We start from the raw sequence: 17,909 nt of genomic DNA on the forward strand, positions 1-17,909 counted from the left end.
GTTTAAGTGAATTAAAGTTATGAAAAAATAAGATTATTTTGGAAATAAATCAAGAAAAATGAATTTAAAAGGATTGATTTACAGTGATATATCCCATTGAATTCTGAAGCGCCAGCCTTGTTCCAGCGGAAGCGTCTTGTCTTGAAAACTGAAATAGCTTACTTCTGAGGTCAATTTGTTTTTATGCCCTTTAAAAAACCAGTTAAATGCCAATGTCGATTCTGCTTGTCTGTTTTCTCTAATTGAATAATCAGGTCTGTATGAAGCGTGTCTTGCTGCCATTTCTAAATGTTTTGGCCACCATTGAAAAATGGTATGAAAAAAATACCCCGCCTGAACATAATAGCCTTTCATAACAGTCATGTAATCGTTGTTGTATTTGTCTATTACCTCTTTGGTGTGCCATTCGCTCTGCCATGAAAAACCTTTGTACATAAAAGCAGTTTCTAAATTCCACTGATTAATTCTGTATTGACCTGCCAAACCATCTTCGAAGCCGTCTAAAGAACCACCGCCCGCTTGTGAAAAACGTGTGTATGGACTTCGGTTGGTTATAGTTGAGAAAGCAATAATTGGAGTTGGTTTTTCATGAAATTCTAAGTCGCAGCCTTCAAAATCCAGAAATCTTCCTAAGAAATTCCATTGTATCCTTCCAAAGTACATTAAATTGCCATCATCATTTGAGGTACTTCCTCGTCCGGTTCCGGTTAAAGCGGCAAACCAATAATTAAAATCAGCAATTCCACTACCTTTTAGATGACCGTAAACTTCAGCTCCTAATTGCCTGTCAACAGTAAAAGGTCTGTTTATTAGAGATCGTTCCACCATTTGCTGTTCGCCACTGCTGATAAAACGCTCGCGGGTGAATTCTGTTTTCCATTGCCCGACTTTAAAACTCAGAAAATCCCATTTTTCAATCATTAATCTAAAATCAAGTAAATTGGACTGACTTAATTCGTATTCCCAATAATAGTTAAGCCAAGGTTCAAAAGCATGACCGCCTATTTTTAATCTGGCGCGGTTTATCTTAAAAGTAGTTTTGGCATCTTGACTATAGTCATCATAAGTGAGAGGGTCTGTATCATAAGGAGTTGAAAAACGAAATTGCAATCTGCTATTCAATTGAAACAAAAACTTATTATCATTTGTTCGCAGTTCAAATCCTTTATCACCGTAGCGGACACTCATTATTTTTGTAGTGTCTTTTTGTTCTTGGGATGTTCCTTGCAAACTAAATAGCAATAGCAGGGTCAAAAACAGTATCTCAGATTTGTTGATTATTTTATTTTCTTTATACATATAAAATTATAGTTTGTATAAAAGATTGTCTAATTATTTCAAAATTAAATATTTAATATCAGAGAGGGAATTTTTGAAGTGTTTGAAGTTGTTTCATTTTATAACTTGCAACCTCTTATTTATTAGTTTTCTGTAAAAAAGCACCTTTTTAAACTATAATATCTAAATTTGCAGCCAAAATAACAACAACACAACTCTTATGTATAAATTGATAATTCGTCCGATACTTTTTTGGTTTGATCCTGAAGAAGTGCATTACTTTACTTTTTCATTCGTTAAATTCATTTCAAAAATCCCAGGTGTTTCGGCAATTATTAGATCAACTTATGAAGTAAAAGACGCTCGATTAGAAAGAGAAGTTTTCGGAATTAAATTCAAAAATCCGGTTGGACTAGCTGCAGGTTTTGATAAAGATGCCAAGTTGTATAAAGAATTAGGTGATTTTGGTTTTGGTTTTATCGAAATCGGAACCGTAACTCCAGTTGGACAAGAAGGAAATCCTAAAAAACGTTTATTCCGTTTAAAAGAAGATCAGGCAATTATTAACAGAATGGGATTTAATAACGGCGGTGTTTTAGAAGCCGTTGAACGTTTGAAAAAAAACTCGGGAGTTTTAATTGGAGGAAATATCGGAAAAAATAAAGTAACTGATAATGAAGATGCAGTTAAAGATTACATCATTTGTTTTGATGCTTTGTATGATCATGTTGATTATTTTGTGGTGAATGTAAGTTCGCCAAACACACCAAATTTAAGAGCATTGCAAGATAAAGAGCCTTTAACGGCTTTATTACAGACTTTGCAGAATAGAAATGTCGAAAAACAAAAAACAAGCACTCAAAAAGTAAAACCAATTCTTCTAAAAATTGCTCCAGACCTTACAGACGAACAGTTATTAGATATTATCGATATTGTAAAAACGACTCAAATTGCAGGTGTAATTGCAACCAATACGACAATTTCTAGAGAAGGATTGCAATCTGCTAATCAGAGCGAAATGGGAGGTTTGTCTGGAAAACCATTAACGAAACGTTCTACAGAAGTAATTCGTTTTCTTTCTGAAAAAAGCAATAAAGCGTTCCCAATTATTGGAGTAGGAGGAATTCATTCAGCAGATGATGCTATTGAAAAACTAAATGCAGGAGCAAGTCTTGTACAGCTTTATACTGGTTTTATTTATGAAGGCCCAGCTTTGATAAAAGCAATCAATAAAAAAGTTTTAAGACAGTTGTAAAAGCATCTGAACCAATAATCCGGCTAGAATTGCAATTCCAAAACTGATTAAAGTACCGATTAAAACATATTCGGTTAGTTTTCTGTCTTTGGCTTCTTTTAAATCTCCAAATCTGAAAATAGATTTAGCAGCCAATAAAAAGCCAATTGCTTCAAAGTGATTGGTAAGGATGAATCCGAAAACAAATAGACGTTCCAATATTCCGATATAATTTCCGGCAGCAATTAAAGAGTTATCCAGATTATTGATTCTGCTTTCAGGTGCCCAAATTGAAATGATTGTTTTTATAAAAATAGATGTTGGTTTAGTAAGCAGTAAAATGCCTGTTGCGAAAATCCAAAACACATTATCTTGCCAAAAATAAGGAAGACTTTTGTTTTCGTATAAAAGTACCACAGCAATCAAAATTAGAATATGTGCCGTTTGATCGATAACAAACCAAGTGCGCTTGGTTTTGTTTTTCTGAAAATTTAGTTTAATCAAATCGATGATGCCATGTGTCACTGCAATTAAAATGGCATAAGGAATAAAACGGATTTCGGAGACTAGAATCGCAGTTAAAACTCCATGAAGCACACTATGGATGTATAAGTAAATACTTTTGTGTTTTTTGGCTTCTTTATCAGCTACCCAAGTTCCAGGTTGCCAGATAAAATCACCTAATAAATGCGCTAAAAGTAGTTTTACGAATAAAATCATAAGTCGGTAAGTTGTTTTATTTGTTTTCTAAAATAGGAATCTAAATCTATAACGAGGTCAAAATGAGCACGTTTCTGCCTTCTGCTCACAGCAGCCTGATTGATGCCTAATTTCTGTCCTAATTCTTCTTGCGATAAAGTCGGATTTTCTATGGCAATAGCAATAAATTCGGCAGCTTGCACCAGCCAGTTATCCATAAAAGTCAACGCCAGTCGTATCATTAAATTTAACTTTGCATCAATCGCAGTATCGCCAGTTCTCAATGCCAAAGTGACTTTTTGTTTTTTTAAAGTCTCAAAAAGCTCTCCCGAATTGACAAAAGCCGAACCATTGCTTTCTGATATTTTTTCAGAATTATGGGTTTTATCTCCAAAACCGATGCTCATTCTAGCATCATATTTTAAGACCCTCAAATGGGCTTTTATCAAAATAGCGGTCAGCAACGCGTCTTCAGGATTTTTGATTTCAACCTGAAATTCGTCTCCCCTGTAAACTTCCCATTGACTAGGCGTATTGCCAAATTGGGTTAAAATCTTTTTTAACCCTTCAACCCAATGTTCAGATTGTTGTCTCGAACCAATTATGTCTCCTGTAATAACGCTTGTCATAATCAAATATAAATAAAAATCATAAACTTTATATTACAAATATAAGTAATCTTTTTCAGTATTACGTTTTTGTGTAATATTATATGTTATTACATATATTTGTAATATTTTATAATGTGACAAAGGTATGTACTCTTTCGATTCTAAAAATTATCTTTTATTTTTTTAAAAAAGGAACTAACTTAGCGTTTGTTAAAGAGTAAGCTTTGAATAAAGAAATCAAGATTATCGAATGTCCGCGCGATGCCATGCAGGGCATAAAAACGTTTATACCGACAAAAAATAAAGTTACTTATCTGCAGGCCCTGCTGAGAGTTGGTTTTGATACAATTGATTTTGGTAGTTTTGTATCTCCAAAAGCGATTCCGCAGATGCAGGATACGGCTGAGGTACTTTCGCAGTTAGACCTTTCACAAACTTCGAGCAAACTTCTTGCTATAATTGCGAATACACAGGGTGCAGTATTGGCAGCTGATCATGAACCGATTCGGTATTTAGGTTTTCCTTTTTCCATTTCTGAGAATTTCCAGATGCGTAATACGCACAAAACCATTGCAGAATCTTTGGTGACCTTAACAGAAATTCTGGAAATTGCCGATAAAAAGAATAAAGAAGTCGTAACCTATCTTTCGATGGGTTTTGGTAATCCTTATGGTGATCCGTGGAATGTCGAAATTGTAAGCGAATGGGCAGAGAAACTGGCAGGAATGGGAGTGAAAATTTTATCGCTTTCAGATACTATCGGCAGTTCTACACCAGATGCAATTACGTATTTGTTTTCAGATTTGATTCCGAGATATCCCGAAATTGAGTTTGGAGCGCATCTCCACACCACGCCCGACAGTTGGTTCGAAAAAATTGATGCAGCGGCAAAATCAGGTTGCAAACGTTTTGACGGTGCGATTCAAGGCTTTGGAGGCTGTCCGATGGCAACAGATAAATTAACAGGCAATATGCCTACAGAAAAACTGATTTCCTATTTTACGGCCAATAAAAAAATAACTGGACTTAATTCTTTAAGCTTTGAAAGTGCTTATAATGAAGCCTCAAAATTGTTTGGCAAATTTCATTAATAAATTTCAGAATTGATTATGACTCCTTCTAAATGATAATGATTTTTTAAAGTATAAACCTTACAATACTTAGGGAATTTCATTAAAAATTGACTATATTTACTACACCCAGATAATAATAACCTATGACCTTGAGTTTTAAATTATTGTCAACCATAGTATTTTGTCATGAAATTAAACTTCATAAGCAGAATTTCAAGAATCCTATTTTTAGCCTTTTTCCTTTTTTCCTGTTCAAGTGATTTAGATTTTGACCAAGTCGAAAATTTGAAACTAGAGCCAGTTTTTGTGGCAAATCTGGCCTATTTTGATGTTCCTGCCAATAGGCTTGTTGATAATGGGGGCAATCAAATTGTTTATGATACCCGCGATTTTGATGTCTTTAGAAATAAATTTTTAACAAAGCATTTAAAAAAAGCAGAGTTTGATGTTCAGATTGAAAATACCATTGATAGAGCTTTTGCAGTCAATATTTTGTTGCTGAGCGCAGATGGTAGCGTTCTCGAAACTATTCCATACGTAGTTCCTTCCTACAACGGAAGTACGAATATCGTTAAATACCCAACACAGATTTTTGAAAATCAAAGGCTTGAACTGCTCAAGCAAACTGTAAAATTAGGCTTTGTGGTGCTTGTTGCAGCTGGACCTCCGTTAAATCAAAACAGTGTTGGAGACCTTAAATTAAAATCAAGTGGAACTGTTTATTTGGAAATAGAATGAGAAAAATATTTCTGACTCTCACCTTGGTATTGCAATTTTGTTGTTTTGCCCAGAATAAGGAAGTGCTGTATAATTTTACTTCTATTCCGCAGTCTTCCTTGGTTAATCCGGGAGCTGATGTTTCGTATAAGTTTTATTTCGGATTTCCGGTTTTATCTGGAATTTCAGCCAATCTAGGATCAAGTGGTTTTACTGTCTACGATTTGTTTGCCGATAACGGAATCGATTTTAATGATAAAGTTAGAAATGTAATCAATAAATCTTCTAGAAATGATAAAGTAGTAACCAATCAGCAATTGGAGCTATTTTCGGGCGGATTTAGGATTGGCGGCAAAGAGAGCCGTTCTTATGTTTCGTTTGGATTGTATCAGGAATTTGATTTTTTTATGTACGTTCCTAAAGATCCTGCCTTGCTTGCCTTAAATGGAAATAGAGATTATATCGGAAAATATTTTAATCTGGGGGATTTAATACTCAAAGCAGAGGTTCTTTCTGTATTTCATATTGGATATCATAAAAAAGTAAACGATAAATTTGTTTACGGCGGACGTGCAAAAATCTATTCAAGCGGCGCAAATGCGACTTCAACAAAAAATTCAGGATATATTTATACAGGTCAAGATGCGTCATCTCCAAATATTTATAATCAGATAATATCTTCAAATTTAGAATTGAAAACTTCAGGAATTGCTTCTTTTACCAAAGATGAATATGAAGGAAATATTGCCAAGGATATTGCAAATAACACTTTTTTTAACGGAAGTCTCGGTCTTGGTTTAGATTTAGGACTTACTTATTATTTTAAAGAAAATCTTCAGTTTACGGCGAGTATTATTGATCTTGGTTTTATCAGGCAGACTAAAGATATTGAAACCTTGACTTATAAAGGAACTTACCAATATCAGGGTGCTAATCCAGATTTTACAAATCAGAATGATCCTGAGAATGTTTTTGACGAATTCGATGCCGCCATACCGCGTGATACGTTGTACAATAAATATACAACTTGGCGCCCGACCAAGTTGTATTCTTCTATTCAATATTCGTTTGGAGAATCGCGTTCAAACGAAGATTGTGACTGCCTTAAGCGTACTAAAACACGTTATAAAAATGCAGTCGGGTTACAGCTTTTTGCCATGAATGCCCCAAAAGTGCCATTAACAGCTGTAACGGTTTTTTATCAACGAAGCATTTTCGAAAAATTGGATATAAAAGCCACTTATACATTGGATACTTTTTCTAATAAAAATATTGGCTTAGGATTATCGGGTACACTAGGAAAAGTGAATGTTTATGCTCTGATAAATAATGTTTTAGAATATAAAGACGCCTCCAAAGCCAATAGTATCGCCTTTCAGTTCGGAATCAATTTTGTTTTTCAGGATAATGATGATTGAAAACTAGTTTACATTTTACATTTTACATTTTACAGGTTACATTTTACAGGTTACATTTTACAGGTTACATTTTACAGGTTACAGTTTACAGGTTACAGTTTACAGGTTACAGTTTACAGTTTGGAATTTCTCACTTGTTTTTTTATTTTAAAAATATGTAAGTACTTTCTTGTAAATGTAATTTTATGAAAGGGTAGATAAACAAGTTGCGAATTTATTCACTATATTTGCACGCAATTCAACTAGAAATTGCACCATGATAGCACACAACTCCAAGATTATCGGCGAAGGTTTAACTTACGACGATGTATTATTAGTACCTAACTACTCGAATGTGCTTCCCCGCGAAGTGAGTATCAAATCAAAATTCTCAAGAAACATTACATTAAACGTTCCAATTGTATCTGCTGCTATGGATACAGTTACTGAAAGTGCAATGGCAATTGCTATGGCACAAGAAGGAGGAATCGGTGTTTTACATAAAAATATGACTATCGAACAACAAGCAGGAAAAGTTCGAAAAGTAAAACGTGCAGAAGCTGGTATGATTATCGATCCGGTAACTTTACCAATGAATTCTACAATTGCTGATGCTAAAAATGCCATGAAAGAATTCGGAATCGGTGGTATTCCAATCGTTGACGAAAACAGAATCTTAAAAGGAATTGTAACCAACCGCGACTTACGTTTCGAAAAAAATGGAGCAAGGCCAATCGCTGAGGTTATGACAAGCCAAAACTTAGTAACGGTTTCTGAAGGAACTTCTTTAGAACAAGCTGAAGTGGTTTTACAAGGTCATAAAATCGAAAAATTACCAGTTGTAAACGATAAAAACGAATTAGTTGGTCTAATTACTTTCAGAGATATTACAAAGCTGACTCAAAAGCCAATCGCAAACAAAGATTCTTTTGGTCGTTTAAGAGTTGCAGCTGCAATTGGAGTTACAGGAGATGCAGTTCAAAGAGCTGAAGCTTTAGTTAATGCTGGTGTAGATGCAATCATTATCGACACAGCGCATGGACATACAGAAGGTGTTGTAAATACCTTAAAAGAAGTTAAATCAAAATTCCCTCAAATTGACGTAATCGTTGGGAACATCGCAACTCCGGAAGCTGCTAAATATTTAGTAGAAAATGGTGCAGACGGTGTAAAAGTAGGAATCGGACCTGGTTCTATCTGTACGACACGTATCGTTGCAGGTGTTGGTTTTCCGCAATTCTCAGCAGTTTTAGAAGTTGCTGCAGCGATTAAACGAACTGGAGTTCCAGTAATTGCAGATGGTGGAATTCGTTATACAGGAGATATTCCTAAGGCAATCGCTGCAGGTGCAGACTGTGTAATGTTAGGTTCATTATTAGCAGGAACAAAAGAATCTCCGGGTGAAACTATCATTTTTGAAGGAAGAAAATTCAAATCGTATCGCGGAATGGGATCTGTTGAAGCGATGCAGACAGGTTCTAAAGACCGTTATTTCCAAGATGTTGAAGACGATGTTAAGAAATTAGTTCCAGAAGGAATCGTTGGACGCGTTCCTTACAAAGGAGAATTAAACGAGAGCATGCTTCAATTTATCGGTGGTCTTCGTGCCGGAATGGGATACTGCGGTTCAAAAGATATTCCTACTTTACAAGAATCAGGACGTTTCGTGAGAATCACTTCTAGCGGAATTACTGAAAGTCACCCGCATAACGTAACCATTACAAAAGAAGCTCCAAATTATTCAAGATAATTTTTAGTTTTTCAAATATCAAAAAAGGCGTAAGATTTATTTCTTACGCCTTTTGTTTTAATTGTTTGTTGAAATCTGAGCCTTTTGTTTATAACGGTTTTTTGATGTTAGATTGATACCAAAATCTGTGTGTTTAAGGTTGAGATCTAATTCCATATCCATAATGTTTTCATATATAAAATGATGCGGAATATCATAAATTAATTTTCCGGTTCCTGTACCAGTTCCTTCCGTTTCAAATCTGTTGTCTAAAAGTTTCATTGTATACGTTTGCGTAATATCAAAAAAAGCATTTTTAGAGTTCATACTTTTCAGAATGTAGGTTGTGTTTATGACCATTTCAATATTAACTCCTGCAATAGGAATTGTTAAAGGGCTTTCTTGAACAAAAGATTCTCCAATCTTTAGTTTTTTCTGAGGCATGACAAGTTGAGAAAATGTACTTTTGACAGTCTCAAAAATGGCATTTTTAAAACTCTCTTCAGCATTATCTGCCACTATAGAATCCATTTGTGGCATACTTGAAAGCGTAGCGTTGCCATACAACATTGTGCCACTAGGAATTATACTGTTTCCTTTTTTATCAATAGATTTTACATATTCAATCGTAATGGGAAAATTTCCGTTTTGATCTATTTTTCCAGTTTTAGATACGGTTTCTACAGTAAATCTGTTTTTAATTTTACTCGGATTTTGTGTACCGTTTTTCTTAAATAGATCTAGAGTTTTTTCCGATCCTGTGTAAGTGACTTTATAATCGGAAGAGCTAATAGTGGTTTGATTGTAAATGGTTTCTGGAGAATAGCCAGTTTTGAAATCTAAAACTTGAGCAGATAGACCGTAATTAAAAAGCGGAAGAATTAGAAGCAGTAAAAGCGTTTTTTTCATGTTTGTTGGTAGTAATCAAATCGGTTTTAAGATGTGAGCGAAAATATATAATTATAATGAAATTCTTTTTGTAATTGAAAAGAAAAAAGCAGCTTATGAAAGTAATAAGCTGCTTTTTTGAAGAAAGAAAGAATAATGTTATAACGTAGCGGTCTGTTTTTCCGTTTCTCTTAATGTTTGATTTTCTAAAATTTCCTGTAAAAAAGGTTTTACTTGACGGTCAATTTCAGATTCAGAAATATTTAAAGTTTTAGGGTCAGATGATAGTTTTAACCACGGTTTTGGTCCATCAAAATCATAACTTCCAAAGACGATTACGGGCGTACCTTTTACTTTTACGTTTTCCTTGTCTTTCAAAATCCATTCGTCGGCAAATTTGTAAAGGTATTTTGCATCCTTTTCTAATAATCTTAAGCAAGAATGCGAGGCAGGATAACCAGGTAATTCATATTCATGAAAACCGACTCCTAACTTATTTTCGATGTTAAAATTCCATTTTAATTCCCATTCGTCATTAAATGTGCTGGTTGTTTTTTCTGCTTTCCAATTGGTGAAAAATAACCCGGTTGGAGTAGGGTCTTTTTTTCTTCCCATGTTGGTTGGACCGGTACGAACGAGTTCTCCATTTTCATAAGCGGCAAAAGTTTGCGTTGTATATGAAAAAATAATAATTTTTGATACGTCTTCTAGGGCTGAAACATGCAAAGGAAAAGGAAGGTAATAAACCAAATCGCCACTAAAATCAGCAGGAATAATTACTGAATCCAGTTTTTTTAGATTGGCTTTATCCGTTCTATTTATCGCATAAACAATATTCATTTTAGTACTGTCCGCTTCATTAGTTTTCAGCCAGTCTTTCGTCTTCTGAAACTGATAAGAAACAGCCGATTCAGGCTTTTTATATTCAATTGTTTTCTTAGGCTTTTTATTCTCTGTATTATTTGTTAAGTCTATAGTGTCGCTTTTTTTGCATGAAACCAATAAAGCCAACAATAACAATAATAAGGCGTTTGCGGTATAATATAACTTTTTCATAGGTCGTGAATTTTATTATGATAAAGTTATAATTCTGATAGCTGAAAAGGGTTACATAATTTTTTGAATTGGTTTCGGGATTTTCATTTAGATATTTTATTTAATATTCTGAACAAATTCAGTGGTAATTTTATAGTCTTTATTTTTTACAATAATTTTATACAATCCTTTTTTTACTATCAAATTTGTTTCTTTAGTATTGTTGTGTAATTCTATTAGATCAGCTGGTATTCCATCTTTTTCATATTCATTGATGCGATATGCCATTACAAGCGCGGGATATTCTTTAATTTTAGAAGGATTGATTTTCAATATTTTTCTCTCGTTTGATAGAGTAAGCCAATCTGGTCTGTTGTTTTTATATTTTGTTACCGGATGAATAATGGCGCAATCTATTTTTTTTAGGTCGTTGTTTGGTACACTAAAAGTTTCGTTATTATCATTTACCATTATTGTAGGATAGTCCTGATTTGCCATTCCAATATATGGCGAGTTTAATGTTTGGGTTCCTTTTTCAGAGTAATAAGTCTGATCAATGGTAAAAGGATTAATTCCCGTTATTTCTGCAAGTCTTCCTGCCATTGCTTTTTCCCAAGTTTTTATTCCCGGAGTACCTTCAACAATGTGTTCGTAGCCACAATGAATAAGAAATTTAGAGTTTGGGTTTTCTTTAATCAATTTGGCAATATTTTTGGCTTGTTCTGTTTCTCTTGTCTTCCCGCCATCATTAATTTGTAACGTGGTTTCATATTCAAAAACAATAAAACCAATATCAATAGCTTCCTTTATTAGATTTCCAAATTGAGATTCTGTTGTATAAAATCCGCTTTCTATTACGGGGAATTCTTTACCATTTAAATTGTTCCATAGTGCTTCGAGTCCTAAAAATCGATATCCATTATTGTACAAATCCTTTAACAAAGATGTTGTAAAAACTCTATGTCTTGAATTATTGTGTGCTTCATTTATAAGAATGAGTTGTTCTTTTTTTGAACGGTTAATAATGTATTCTTTTGCATTGACAGGTTTAAAGGATTTAAAATAAATGCTGTCTTCTGTTGTAACAGTTCTTTTTTTAGAGATGTCATTATCATATTGTTTGTCCCATGTTTCTAATGCGAGTTTATAATATCCACTAATCGAGAAGTTTGTTGCGGCTATTTGGTATCTTGGTAATGTTTTGTCATTCTCTAAATTAGTTGCAATGTTTTCCGAAAAAAGATAGGTCTCTTTTTTTTCCTGTGAAACTGCTTTAATAAAGAAAAGAAGTGAAAAAAATAAACTTAATTTTGACATTTTTGAAAGACTAAATGTTGGGATTAATTTGTTGTAATTCATTTCGGAGCATTTTTATAAAATTGAGGATAGATTCTAAAGTTTCGGTATTTTCATTTTCAAATAGATGACAAGAAAGAGTTGACATCGCGACTCCATTGAACTTTATTTTTCAATAGATAATTTTCATGTCCGGTATTTTTGTAAGTGCTAAGTTTTTTTAAACCTTTTAGATTTTTATAAATTTCGTCTATTTCTAGTCTGCTGACACTTTTGTCTTTTTCTCCATAAAGTAATAATGTTGGGCCGCTTATTTTTTGTGCATATTCCGACGGATTATGACCGAATCCCCAAAAGCCATTTTGTATGCTTCCCCAAAAAAGCAAAATTCCAGCCATCGGAAACGTCGGGGCATTCATTTTCTTAAATCTGGCGCAAACCGTTTGGTACATCGAGCCAAACGGACATTCTATAATTATTCCTTTTGGATTTATTTTAGTATCGCTGATGCATTTCATTATGGCAACGGCTCCCATAGAAGTTCCAAATAAATAAATATTTTTTTCTCCTGTTGAAGATACATAGTCAAAACAGGTCTTTACTTCTTCAGCTTCTTTAAAACCAATTGTTGTTTGATTTCCTTCAGAATTACCGCTTCCCATAAAATCAACCAGCATAGTACTAAAGCCTAATTTTAAAAATTCATTTGATTTATCTATCATCGATGATTTCTCGGCTCCATAACCATGAAACAGAATAACGGTTCCTCGAGATTTTTGATTTTTAATTAGCCAGCATTCTATTTCTTTATTGCTTTTTAATTTTAGGGTTTGATATTTCTGTGTTGGAACTTTTTTATTCTGAGGTTTAGGATTGTTTACTCCAAAAAATAATGTTTTTACCTTTTCAAACGAAGAGAGCTTTTCTGGACTCTCGGTTTTTTTAGAATTTGATGCTGCGAAATGTGTGAATTTATAGGCATGAAAAAAAGCTATAACATTCATAGCTATAAAAAGGAATGCTACTATTTTAAAGTATTTGTTGCTAAATAACTTCATTTAATATGCTCTAATTATATATTTTGATTTTGTTAATTGTGATTGGAAATTACATTTCTAATTTTAAAGTTTGTCCTTCGACAAGTATTCCTTGTGAAGAAGTTATTTTGATTTTTTGATCCATAGTATAACCAAGAGTTTCTCCGTTTTTAAAAGTTATATCGCTATCAATTACATAAGCAATTATGTTTGAGATAAAACCATAAAGTTCTTCAATTGGTAATTGAGAATTTATAACTTCCATTTCTTGTTTTCCAAATTCCTTTAGTCCATAAGTATAGATGCTATTTCCTTGCTCAGAAGTTCTGATTCCAATATAAATCCATAAATGAATTGGAGATTTTTGTTGCTGTAAATCGGGAATGTATTCTAAATACTGCAATTTAGGTATTAGTAAGGTTTGACTTCCTTGATAAATTCCTAATGAGTTTGATGTCGAAAGAATAGAGCATAATAATTTGCTTAAAATGGTGAATCTTTCCAATTGACTTTTTGGCCCAGACATAACAGAAACGATGGCATGTCCGTCAAAATTTTTCAAATCTTCTTCTGCTGTTTGCCAGCTGTAAGTATATTTTGCAGTTCCCGAGATATCTTCCCAAGGAATTTGTGCTCCTACAAATGCAACAGCTATCAATTCACCGTTTATTTTAAAAATGGCCGAATTATCATCACCTGTAAAATCGGTAACTGATAAGCCCCAAAAATCTTTTAGGTTATTTATTACATTCTCTATACTGTAACGCTCGTTATTTTCGAACATTGGCATGGCAAGTAATAAATTGCTTTCTGTTTTTTCTGTTTTTTGCGGAGTTTCTTTTTTCTTAAAAAAGTCAAATAATCCCATAATTTAGGTTTTAGGTTAAGTTATTTCTGTTCAATTAATTTCAACGTATATTCCAATTGTGTGTCTCTATTTTGTAAAAAATCTTCAAAAGTCTGTTTTACTTCGTAATCTGGAATAACTCCTCTTCCAAAAATCTGATTCGATTTTTTAGGCACATCTTGTTCCAGATTTACAATAGAAAATTGTGTTTTGATTTTAGTGTTTGGCAGTTCATATTCGATAGGAGTGTGGCCATTGTGTCCGAAGTAACCGCCCATAGTTTCTTCGCCAATAACAATTGCTTTTGTGTTTCCTGCAACCAACGAAGCAAAAAGAGAGCCTGCCGAAGCAATTCTCGGACTTATCAATAAATAAATCTGTCCTTTAAAATTGTTTGGAGTAGGCTGTAATAGCTGATTGAATTTTTCATCTTGAAAATAACTGCCATTTTCCAGTTTCGGAAATTCTTCTTTTAGTTCGTCTTCAAAATCTTTTTTCTCTTCCTGTTTTTTCTGAGGCTCAGTTTCTTCATAAACGAAATGTTCTGAAAAAGGAATTTCCTGAAAAGTGACATAGGCAGAAGTATTTTCTCTAAATGGTTTTTGTGTGAGATAAGAATAAGTAACAATATCGTTTGGATCTGTACCGCCGCCATTGTTTCGGACGTCAACAATCAGATTTTTTATTTGATTGTTTTGAGAGAGATACTGAAAACAGCTGTCGAGGAATTTTTTATAAGCCAAATGTTCTTTGTGTTTGGCATTTCGGCCAATTACAAAAGTATGAACAGAAAGAAGTGCCGTGTTTCCTGAAATTATTTTAAACGAATATTTGTCTTTTGCGCGATTGTACTGCAAGCTGTCAATAGGAAGCGAATGTCTATTTTTGAAATTTTCTTTTCTCTTTTCGTTTGAAACTGCAGAAATAGTTTTTTTGATTTTTTTTGTTTGATTTGGAAGCGAATATTCTACGATGAAATTCTTTTGAGGACCATATTCCATTTGGAAATATTTAGCAAACGAACTTCCGATTCCAATTGATTTTCCGGTAATATTATAGCCATCGGTTGTATAATATTTATAGAGAGAATTTAGAATTTTTAGACTCTTGATTGCGTTAATGCTATGAATTTCTGATCCTAAAGGGATTTCAGAATTTTCAAAATTAACGACTAATTTGTTTTCAATCAGTTTTACTGGAAAAGGGAAAAAAACATTTCCTGATGAATATTTCTTTTCAAAATCATCAGGAAGTGTGGTGTCATTGTGCAGACTTCCTTCGAAATCGGTAATCTGCAGTACTATTTTGTAAAACTCAATAAGTTCTTTTGGTTGATTGATTTGCGAAAATGCCCAAGAATAAATACTGTCAATCTGTTGTTTGGTTCGGTATTTATAAAGTCCCGAATTTGCTTTTTCTCTTACTTCTTTAAAGATTACTAAATCTTGTTTAAGTTTTTCTGCTGGCCATTTTTTGTTTTGAGAAAGCACAAATAAAGGCAAAAAGAAAATGAGAACTATTTTAGATTTGAACATTTTTTGTAAAGGTTTGATTGATCTAAAATACTCAAAAAACTTTAAATCAAACCTTTTATTTTAGCATGTTGTAATAACATAATAGTTTTAGCATCAGTTATTTCTCCTGACTCTATCATATTGTAAGCCTGGTCAAAAGTAAATTCCAAAACTTCAATGTTCTCCTGTTCAGCATCAAGTCCACCGCCTTCGCTTACTTTCATGCTTTCGTCATATTCGCCGACAAACAAGTACAGAATTTCTGTTACAGAACCTGGTGACATATAAGTTTCAATAACTTTCTGGACTTTTGTTAAGCGATATCCGGTTTCTTCTTCTGTTTCGCGGACAATAGCCTGTTCAGCATTTTCTTTATCCAAAAGTCCAGCGCAGGCTTCAATCATCATTCCGGTTTTATTTCCGTTTAGGTAAGTAGGCAAACGGAATTGTCTTGTTAGCGTAACGGTTTTTTTAGAGGAGTTATACAGTAAAATTGCGGCTCCGTTTCCGCGGTCGTAAACCTCACGAATGTGCGATTCAACAGGCTGGTTCTCTTTTTTATAATTAAAAGTAACCTTGTTTAACAAATACCAATTATCGGATAACAGCTTGGTTTCTGTGATTTCTATTTCTGGATTTTTTCTCATAAAATTTGCATCAAAAAAAACGCTCTGATTATCAGAGCGTTTAAATGTATTATTTTGTTATTGTTTGCTTTCTATCTGGTCCAACCGATACAATTTTGATTGGCACTTCGATTTCTTTCTCAATAAATTCAATATATTCTTTTAGCTCAATTGGCAACTGATCGTATGTTGTCAATCCGGTTAAATCTTGTTTCCAACCTTTAAATTCTTTGTAAATCGGAGTAACATTTTCTGGTTCGATGTTGTAAGGGAAGTGAGAAATGTTTTGTCCTTTATAGTTGTATTCTGTACAAACTTTTAAAGTTTCAAATCCAGAAAGAACATCGCCTTTCATCATCATCAACTGAGTAACACCATTAACTTGAACTGCATATTTCAAAGCTACTAAGTCTAACCATCCGCAACGTCTTTGTCTTCCTGTTACAGAACCAAATTCGTTTCCAACTCTTGCCATTGTAGCGCCCACTTCGTCAAAAAGTTCAGTTGGGAAAGGTCCGCTTCCTACGCGAGTAACATAAGCTTTAAAAATTCCGTAAACTTCTTTGATTTTGTTAGGAGCAATTCCTAAACCTGTACAAGCTCCTGCAGCAGTAGTGTTAGATGAAGTTACGAAAGGATAAGTTCCGAAATCAACATCTAATAAAGATCCTTGAGCTCCTTCGCAAAGAATAGATTTACCTGCTTTTTGAGCTTGGTGCATGTATTCTTCACTGTCAATAAAATCTAATTTTTTCAATTCTTCGATAGCTTCAAAGAATTCTTTTTCTAATTCAGCTAAATTATATTGAATCGCAACATCGTGAAAAGCAATCATTGCTTCGTGTTTATCAGCCAAAGCTCTATAACGATCTTTAAAGTCTTCTAATTCAATATCTCCAACACGTAAACCGTTTCTACCTGTTTTGTCCATGTAAGTCGGTCCGATTCCTTTAAGAGTAGAACCAATTTTAGCTTTTCCTTTAGATGCTTCAGAGGCAGCGTCAAGCAAACGGTGCGTTGGTAAAATTAAGTGCGCTTTTCTAGAAATGATTAATTTACTTTTAATATCAAGGTTGAATTTCTCTAAACCTTCAATTTCTTTCTGAAAAACTACTGGGTCAATTACAACGCCGTTTCCGATGATATTTACTGAATTTTTATGAAAAATTCCAGAAGGAATCGTTCTTAGTACGTGCTTAATTCCGTCAAATTCTAATGTATGTCCTGCATTTGGTCCTCCTTGAAAACGTGCAATAATATCATAATTTGAGGTAAGAACGTCAACAATTTTTCCTTTACCTTCATCTCCCCATTGTAATCCTAGTAATAAATCTACGGTCATTCTGTTTTTAATTTGCGTTGGGACAATCTAAGCTGTCCTACTGATTATGTAGTTAATTTTCTTTTTTTTTAATTTTTTCTTGAAAAGTCTATAAAAGACTATGAATTTGAGTTTTGCTTTTTGTTTCCGTAGAAATAAAGCGAGTGATTCGTAATTTCGATATCAAAAATTTCTTCGATAGTTTTTTTGATGGTTTGAATTCTTGGATCACAAAATTCAATTACTTCGCCAGAATCTGTCATGATAATATGATCGTGCTGTTTATCAAAATATGATTTTTCGTAGTAAGCCTGATTCTGCCCAAATTGATGTTTTCTAACCAAAGCGCAGTCCAACAATAACTCAATCGTGTTGTAAAGCGTAGCTCTGCTCACACGATAGTTTTTGTTTTTCATTTTGATATAAAGGTTTTCTATGTCAAAATGTTCCTCGCTGTCGTAAATTTCCTGAAGTATAGCATAACGCTCAGGAGTTTTGCGATGCCCTTTTTGTTCAAGATACATTGTAAAAACATTTTTTACAATTTCTTGATTCTTAGTGTTGTCAGTTGAAATGAGTGTCATATCCTGCAAAGATAATTTTTTAT

17 protein-coding genes are annotated in these 17,909 nt (G+C 33.6%); 5 read left to right on the top strand and 12 right to left on the bottom strand.

Annotated elements, in window-relative coordinates; translation table 11 throughout:
- Positions 1 to 78: 78 nt before the first annotated feature.
- Positions 79 to 1,299, bottom strand: a complete 1,221-nt coding sequence (locus ACFFLS_RS06595) for an OprO/OprP family phosphate-selective porin (RefSeq protein ID WP_379685741.1) — start codon at positions 1,297 to 1,299, stop codon at positions 79 to 81.
- Positions 1,300 to 1,498: 199 nt separating this feature from the next.
- Between ACFFLS_RS06595 and ACFFLS_RS06600 the strand changes: the two genes are divergently transcribed.
- Positions 1,499 to 2,533, top strand: a complete 1,035-nt coding sequence (locus tag ACFFLS_RS06600) for a quinone-dependent dihydroorotate dehydrogenase (RefSeq protein ID WP_379685742.1) — start codon at positions 1,499 to 1,501, stop codon at positions 2,531 to 2,533.
- On the opposite strand, the gene ACFFLS_RS06605 is transcribed toward ACFFLS_RS06600, so the two are convergent.
- On the bottom strand, positions 2,519 to 3,232 hold the full coding sequence (locus tag ACFFLS_RS06605; protein ID WP_379685743.1) for a DUF3307 domain-containing protein: 714 nt from the start codon (positions 3,230 to 3,232) through the stop codon (positions 2,519 to 2,521). The two genes, ACFFLS_RS06600 and ACFFLS_RS06605, sit on opposite strands and share 15 nt — an antisense overlap.
- Complete coding sequence (locus ACFFLS_RS06610; protein ID WP_379685744.1) at positions 3,229 to 3,840, bottom strand: SatD family protein; 612 nt, start codon at positions 3,838 to 3,840, stop codon at positions 3,229 to 3,231. The genes ACFFLS_RS06605 and ACFFLS_RS06610 overlap by 4 nt, the downstream gene beginning before the upstream one ends.
- 206 nt (positions 3,841 to 4,046) lie before the next feature.
- Here ACFFLS_RS06610 and ACFFLS_RS06615 point away from each other — a divergent pair, with 206 nt between their 5' ends.
- The 4 genes from ACFFLS_RS06615 (at position 4,047) to guaB (ending at position 8,759) form a co-directional block, all read left to right on the top strand.
- A complete protein-coding gene (locus ACFFLS_RS06615; protein ID WP_379685745.1) occupies positions 4,047 to 4,913 on the top strand; it encodes a hydroxymethylglutaryl-CoA lyase in 867 nt (288 codons plus the stop codon).
- 168 nt (positions 4,914 to 5,081) lie between these two features.
- Positions 5,082 to 5,633 carry a hypothetical protein gene (locus tag ACFFLS_RS06620; protein WP_379685746.1) on the top strand — a complete coding sequence of 184 codons (552 nt, stop codon included), beginning with the start codon at positions 5,082 to 5,084 and terminating at the stop codon, positions 5,631 to 5,633.
- Positions 5,630 to 7,030 (top strand): DUF5723 family protein, encoded by a 1,401-nt coding sequence (locus ACFFLS_RS06625; protein WP_379685747.1) that lies wholly within the window; start codon positions 5,630 to 5,632, stop codon positions 7,028 to 7,030. Before ACFFLS_RS06620 ends, ACFFLS_RS06625 begins: the two co-directional genes overlap by 4 nt.
- A gap of 256 nt (positions 7,031 to 7,286) precedes the next feature.
- Complete coding sequence (guaB, locus tag ACFFLS_RS06630; RefSeq protein ID WP_379685748.1) at positions 7,287 to 8,759, top strand: IMP dehydrogenase; 1,473 nt, start codon at positions 7,287 to 7,289, stop codon at positions 8,757 to 8,759.
- 57 nt (positions 8,760 to 8,816) lie between these two features.
- Here guaB and ACFFLS_RS06635 read toward each other — a convergent pair whose 3' ends face one another.
- From ACFFLS_RS06635 to ACFFLS_RS06675, 9 genes are all read right to left on the bottom strand, one after another.
- Complete coding sequence (locus ACFFLS_RS06635) at positions 8,817 to 9,647, bottom strand: hypothetical protein (RefSeq protein WP_379685749.1); 831 nt, start codon at positions 9,645 to 9,647, stop codon at positions 8,817 to 8,819.
- A 138-nt stretch (positions 9,648 to 9,785) separates the two neighbouring features.
- A complete protein-coding gene (locus ACFFLS_RS06640; protein ID WP_379685750.1) occupies positions 9,786 to 10,682 on the bottom strand; it encodes a L,D-transpeptidase in 897 nt (298 codons plus the stop codon).
- A gap of 96 nt (positions 10,683 to 10,778) precedes the next feature.
- A complete protein-coding gene (locus ACFFLS_RS06645; protein ID WP_379685751.1) occupies positions 10,779 to 11,978 on the bottom strand; it encodes a hypothetical protein in 1,200 nt (399 codons plus the stop codon).
- Between the two features lie 98 nt (positions 11,979 to 12,076).
- Positions 12,077 to 13,015, bottom strand: a complete 939-nt coding sequence (locus ACFFLS_RS06650) for an alpha/beta hydrolase (RefSeq protein ID WP_379685752.1) — start codon at positions 13,013 to 13,015, stop codon at positions 12,077 to 12,079.
- 49 nt (positions 13,016 to 13,064) lie between these two features.
- Positions 13,065 to 13,862: a DUF4261 domain-containing protein gene (locus ACFFLS_RS06655; protein WP_379685753.1), complete on the bottom strand. Its 798-nt coding sequence runs from the start codon at positions 13,860 to 13,862 to the stop codon at positions 13,065 to 13,067.
- 20 nt (positions 13,863 to 13,882) lie between these two features.
- Entirely contained in the window at positions 13,883 to 15,376 is a 1,494-nt protein-coding gene (locus ACFFLS_RS06660) for a S41 family peptidase (RefSeq protein WP_379685754.1), read from the bottom strand.
- A 41-nt stretch (positions 15,377 to 15,417) separates the two neighbouring features.
- Positions 15,418 to 16,002: an NUDIX domain-containing protein gene (locus ACFFLS_RS06665; RefSeq protein WP_379685755.1), complete on the bottom strand. Its 585-nt coding sequence runs from the start codon at positions 16,000 to 16,002 to the stop codon at positions 15,418 to 15,420.
- 49 nt (positions 16,003 to 16,051) lie between these two features.
- The gene (locus tag ACFFLS_RS06670; RefSeq protein ID WP_379685756.1) at positions 16,052 to 17,323 is read right to left on the bottom strand and encodes an adenylosuccinate synthase; all 1,272 of its coding nucleotides are present in this window, start codon (positions 17,321 to 17,323) and stop codon (positions 16,052 to 16,054) included.
- Between the two features lie 98 nt (positions 17,324 to 17,421).
- Positions 17,422 to 17,886: a Fur family transcriptional regulator gene (locus ACFFLS_RS06675; RefSeq protein ID WP_026729002.1), complete on the bottom strand. Its 465-nt coding sequence runs from the start codon at positions 17,884 to 17,886 to the stop codon at positions 17,422 to 17,424.
- Positions 17,887 to 17,909 lie beyond the last annotated feature (23 nt).

The organism is Flavobacterium procerum (genome assembly GCF_042431625.1).
GTDB classification, from domain to species: domain Bacteria; phylum Bacteroidota; class Bacteroidia; order Flavobacteriales; family Flavobacteriaceae; genus Flavobacterium; species Flavobacterium procerum.

Coding starts and splice junctions, on each gene's coding strand:
- ACFFLS_RS06595 (WP_379685741.1), bottom strand. CDS start 1,299: ATGTATAAAGAAAATAAAATAATCAACAAATCTGAGATACTGTTTTTG.
- ACFFLS_RS06600 (WP_379685742.1), top strand. CDS start 1,499: ATGTATAAATTGATAATTCGTCCGATACTTTTTTGGTTTGATCCTGAA.
- ACFFLS_RS06605 (WP_379685743.1), bottom strand. CDS start 3,232: ATGATTTTATTCGTAAAACTACTTTTAGCGCATTTATTAGGTGATTTT.
- ACFFLS_RS06610 (WP_379685744.1), bottom strand. CDS start 3,840: ATGACAAGCGTTATTACAGGAGACATAATTGGTTCGAGACAACAATCT.
- ACFFLS_RS06620 (WP_379685746.1), top strand. CDS start 5,082: ATGAAATTAAACTTCATAAGCAGAATTTCAAGAATCCTATTTTTAGCC.
- ACFFLS_RS06625 (WP_379685747.1), top strand. CDS start 5,630: ATGAGAAAAATATTTCTGACTCTCACCTTGGTATTGCAATTTTGTTGT.
- guaB (WP_379685748.1), top strand. CDS start 7,287: ATGATAGCACACAACTCCAAGATTATCGGCGAAGGTTTAACTTACGAC.
- ACFFLS_RS06635 (WP_379685749.1), bottom strand. CDS start 9,647: ATGAAAAAAACGCTTTTACTGCTTCTAATTCTTCCGCTTTTTAATTAC.
- ACFFLS_RS06640 (WP_379685750.1), bottom strand. CDS start 10,682: ATGAAAAAGTTATATTATACCGCAAACGCCTTATTATTGTTATTGTTG.
- ACFFLS_RS06645 (WP_379685751.1), bottom strand. CDS start 11,978: ATGTCAAAATTAAGTTTATTTTTTTCACTTCTTTTCTTTATTAAAGCA.
- ACFFLS_RS06650 (WP_379685752.1), bottom strand. CDS start 13,015: ATGAAGTTATTTAGCAACAAATACTTTAAAATAGTAGCATTCCTTTTT.
- ACFFLS_RS06655 (WP_379685753.1), bottom strand. CDS start 13,862: ATGGGATTATTTGACTTTTTTAAGAAAAAAGAAACTCCGCAAAAAACA.
- ACFFLS_RS06660 (WP_379685754.1), bottom strand. CDS start 15,376: ATGTTCAAATCTAAAATAGTTCTCATTTTCTTTTTGCCTTTATTTGTG.
- ACFFLS_RS06665 (WP_379685755.1), bottom strand. CDS start 16,002: ATGAGAAAAAATCCAGAAATAGAAATCACAGAAACCAAGCTGTTATCC.
- ACFFLS_RS06670 (WP_379685756.1), bottom strand. CDS start 17,323: ATGACCGTAGATTTATTACTAGGATTACAATGGGGAGATGAAGGTAAA.
- ACFFLS_RS06675 (WP_026729002.1), bottom strand. CDS start 17,886: ATGACACTCATTTCAACTGACAACACTAAGAATCAAGAAATTGTAAAA.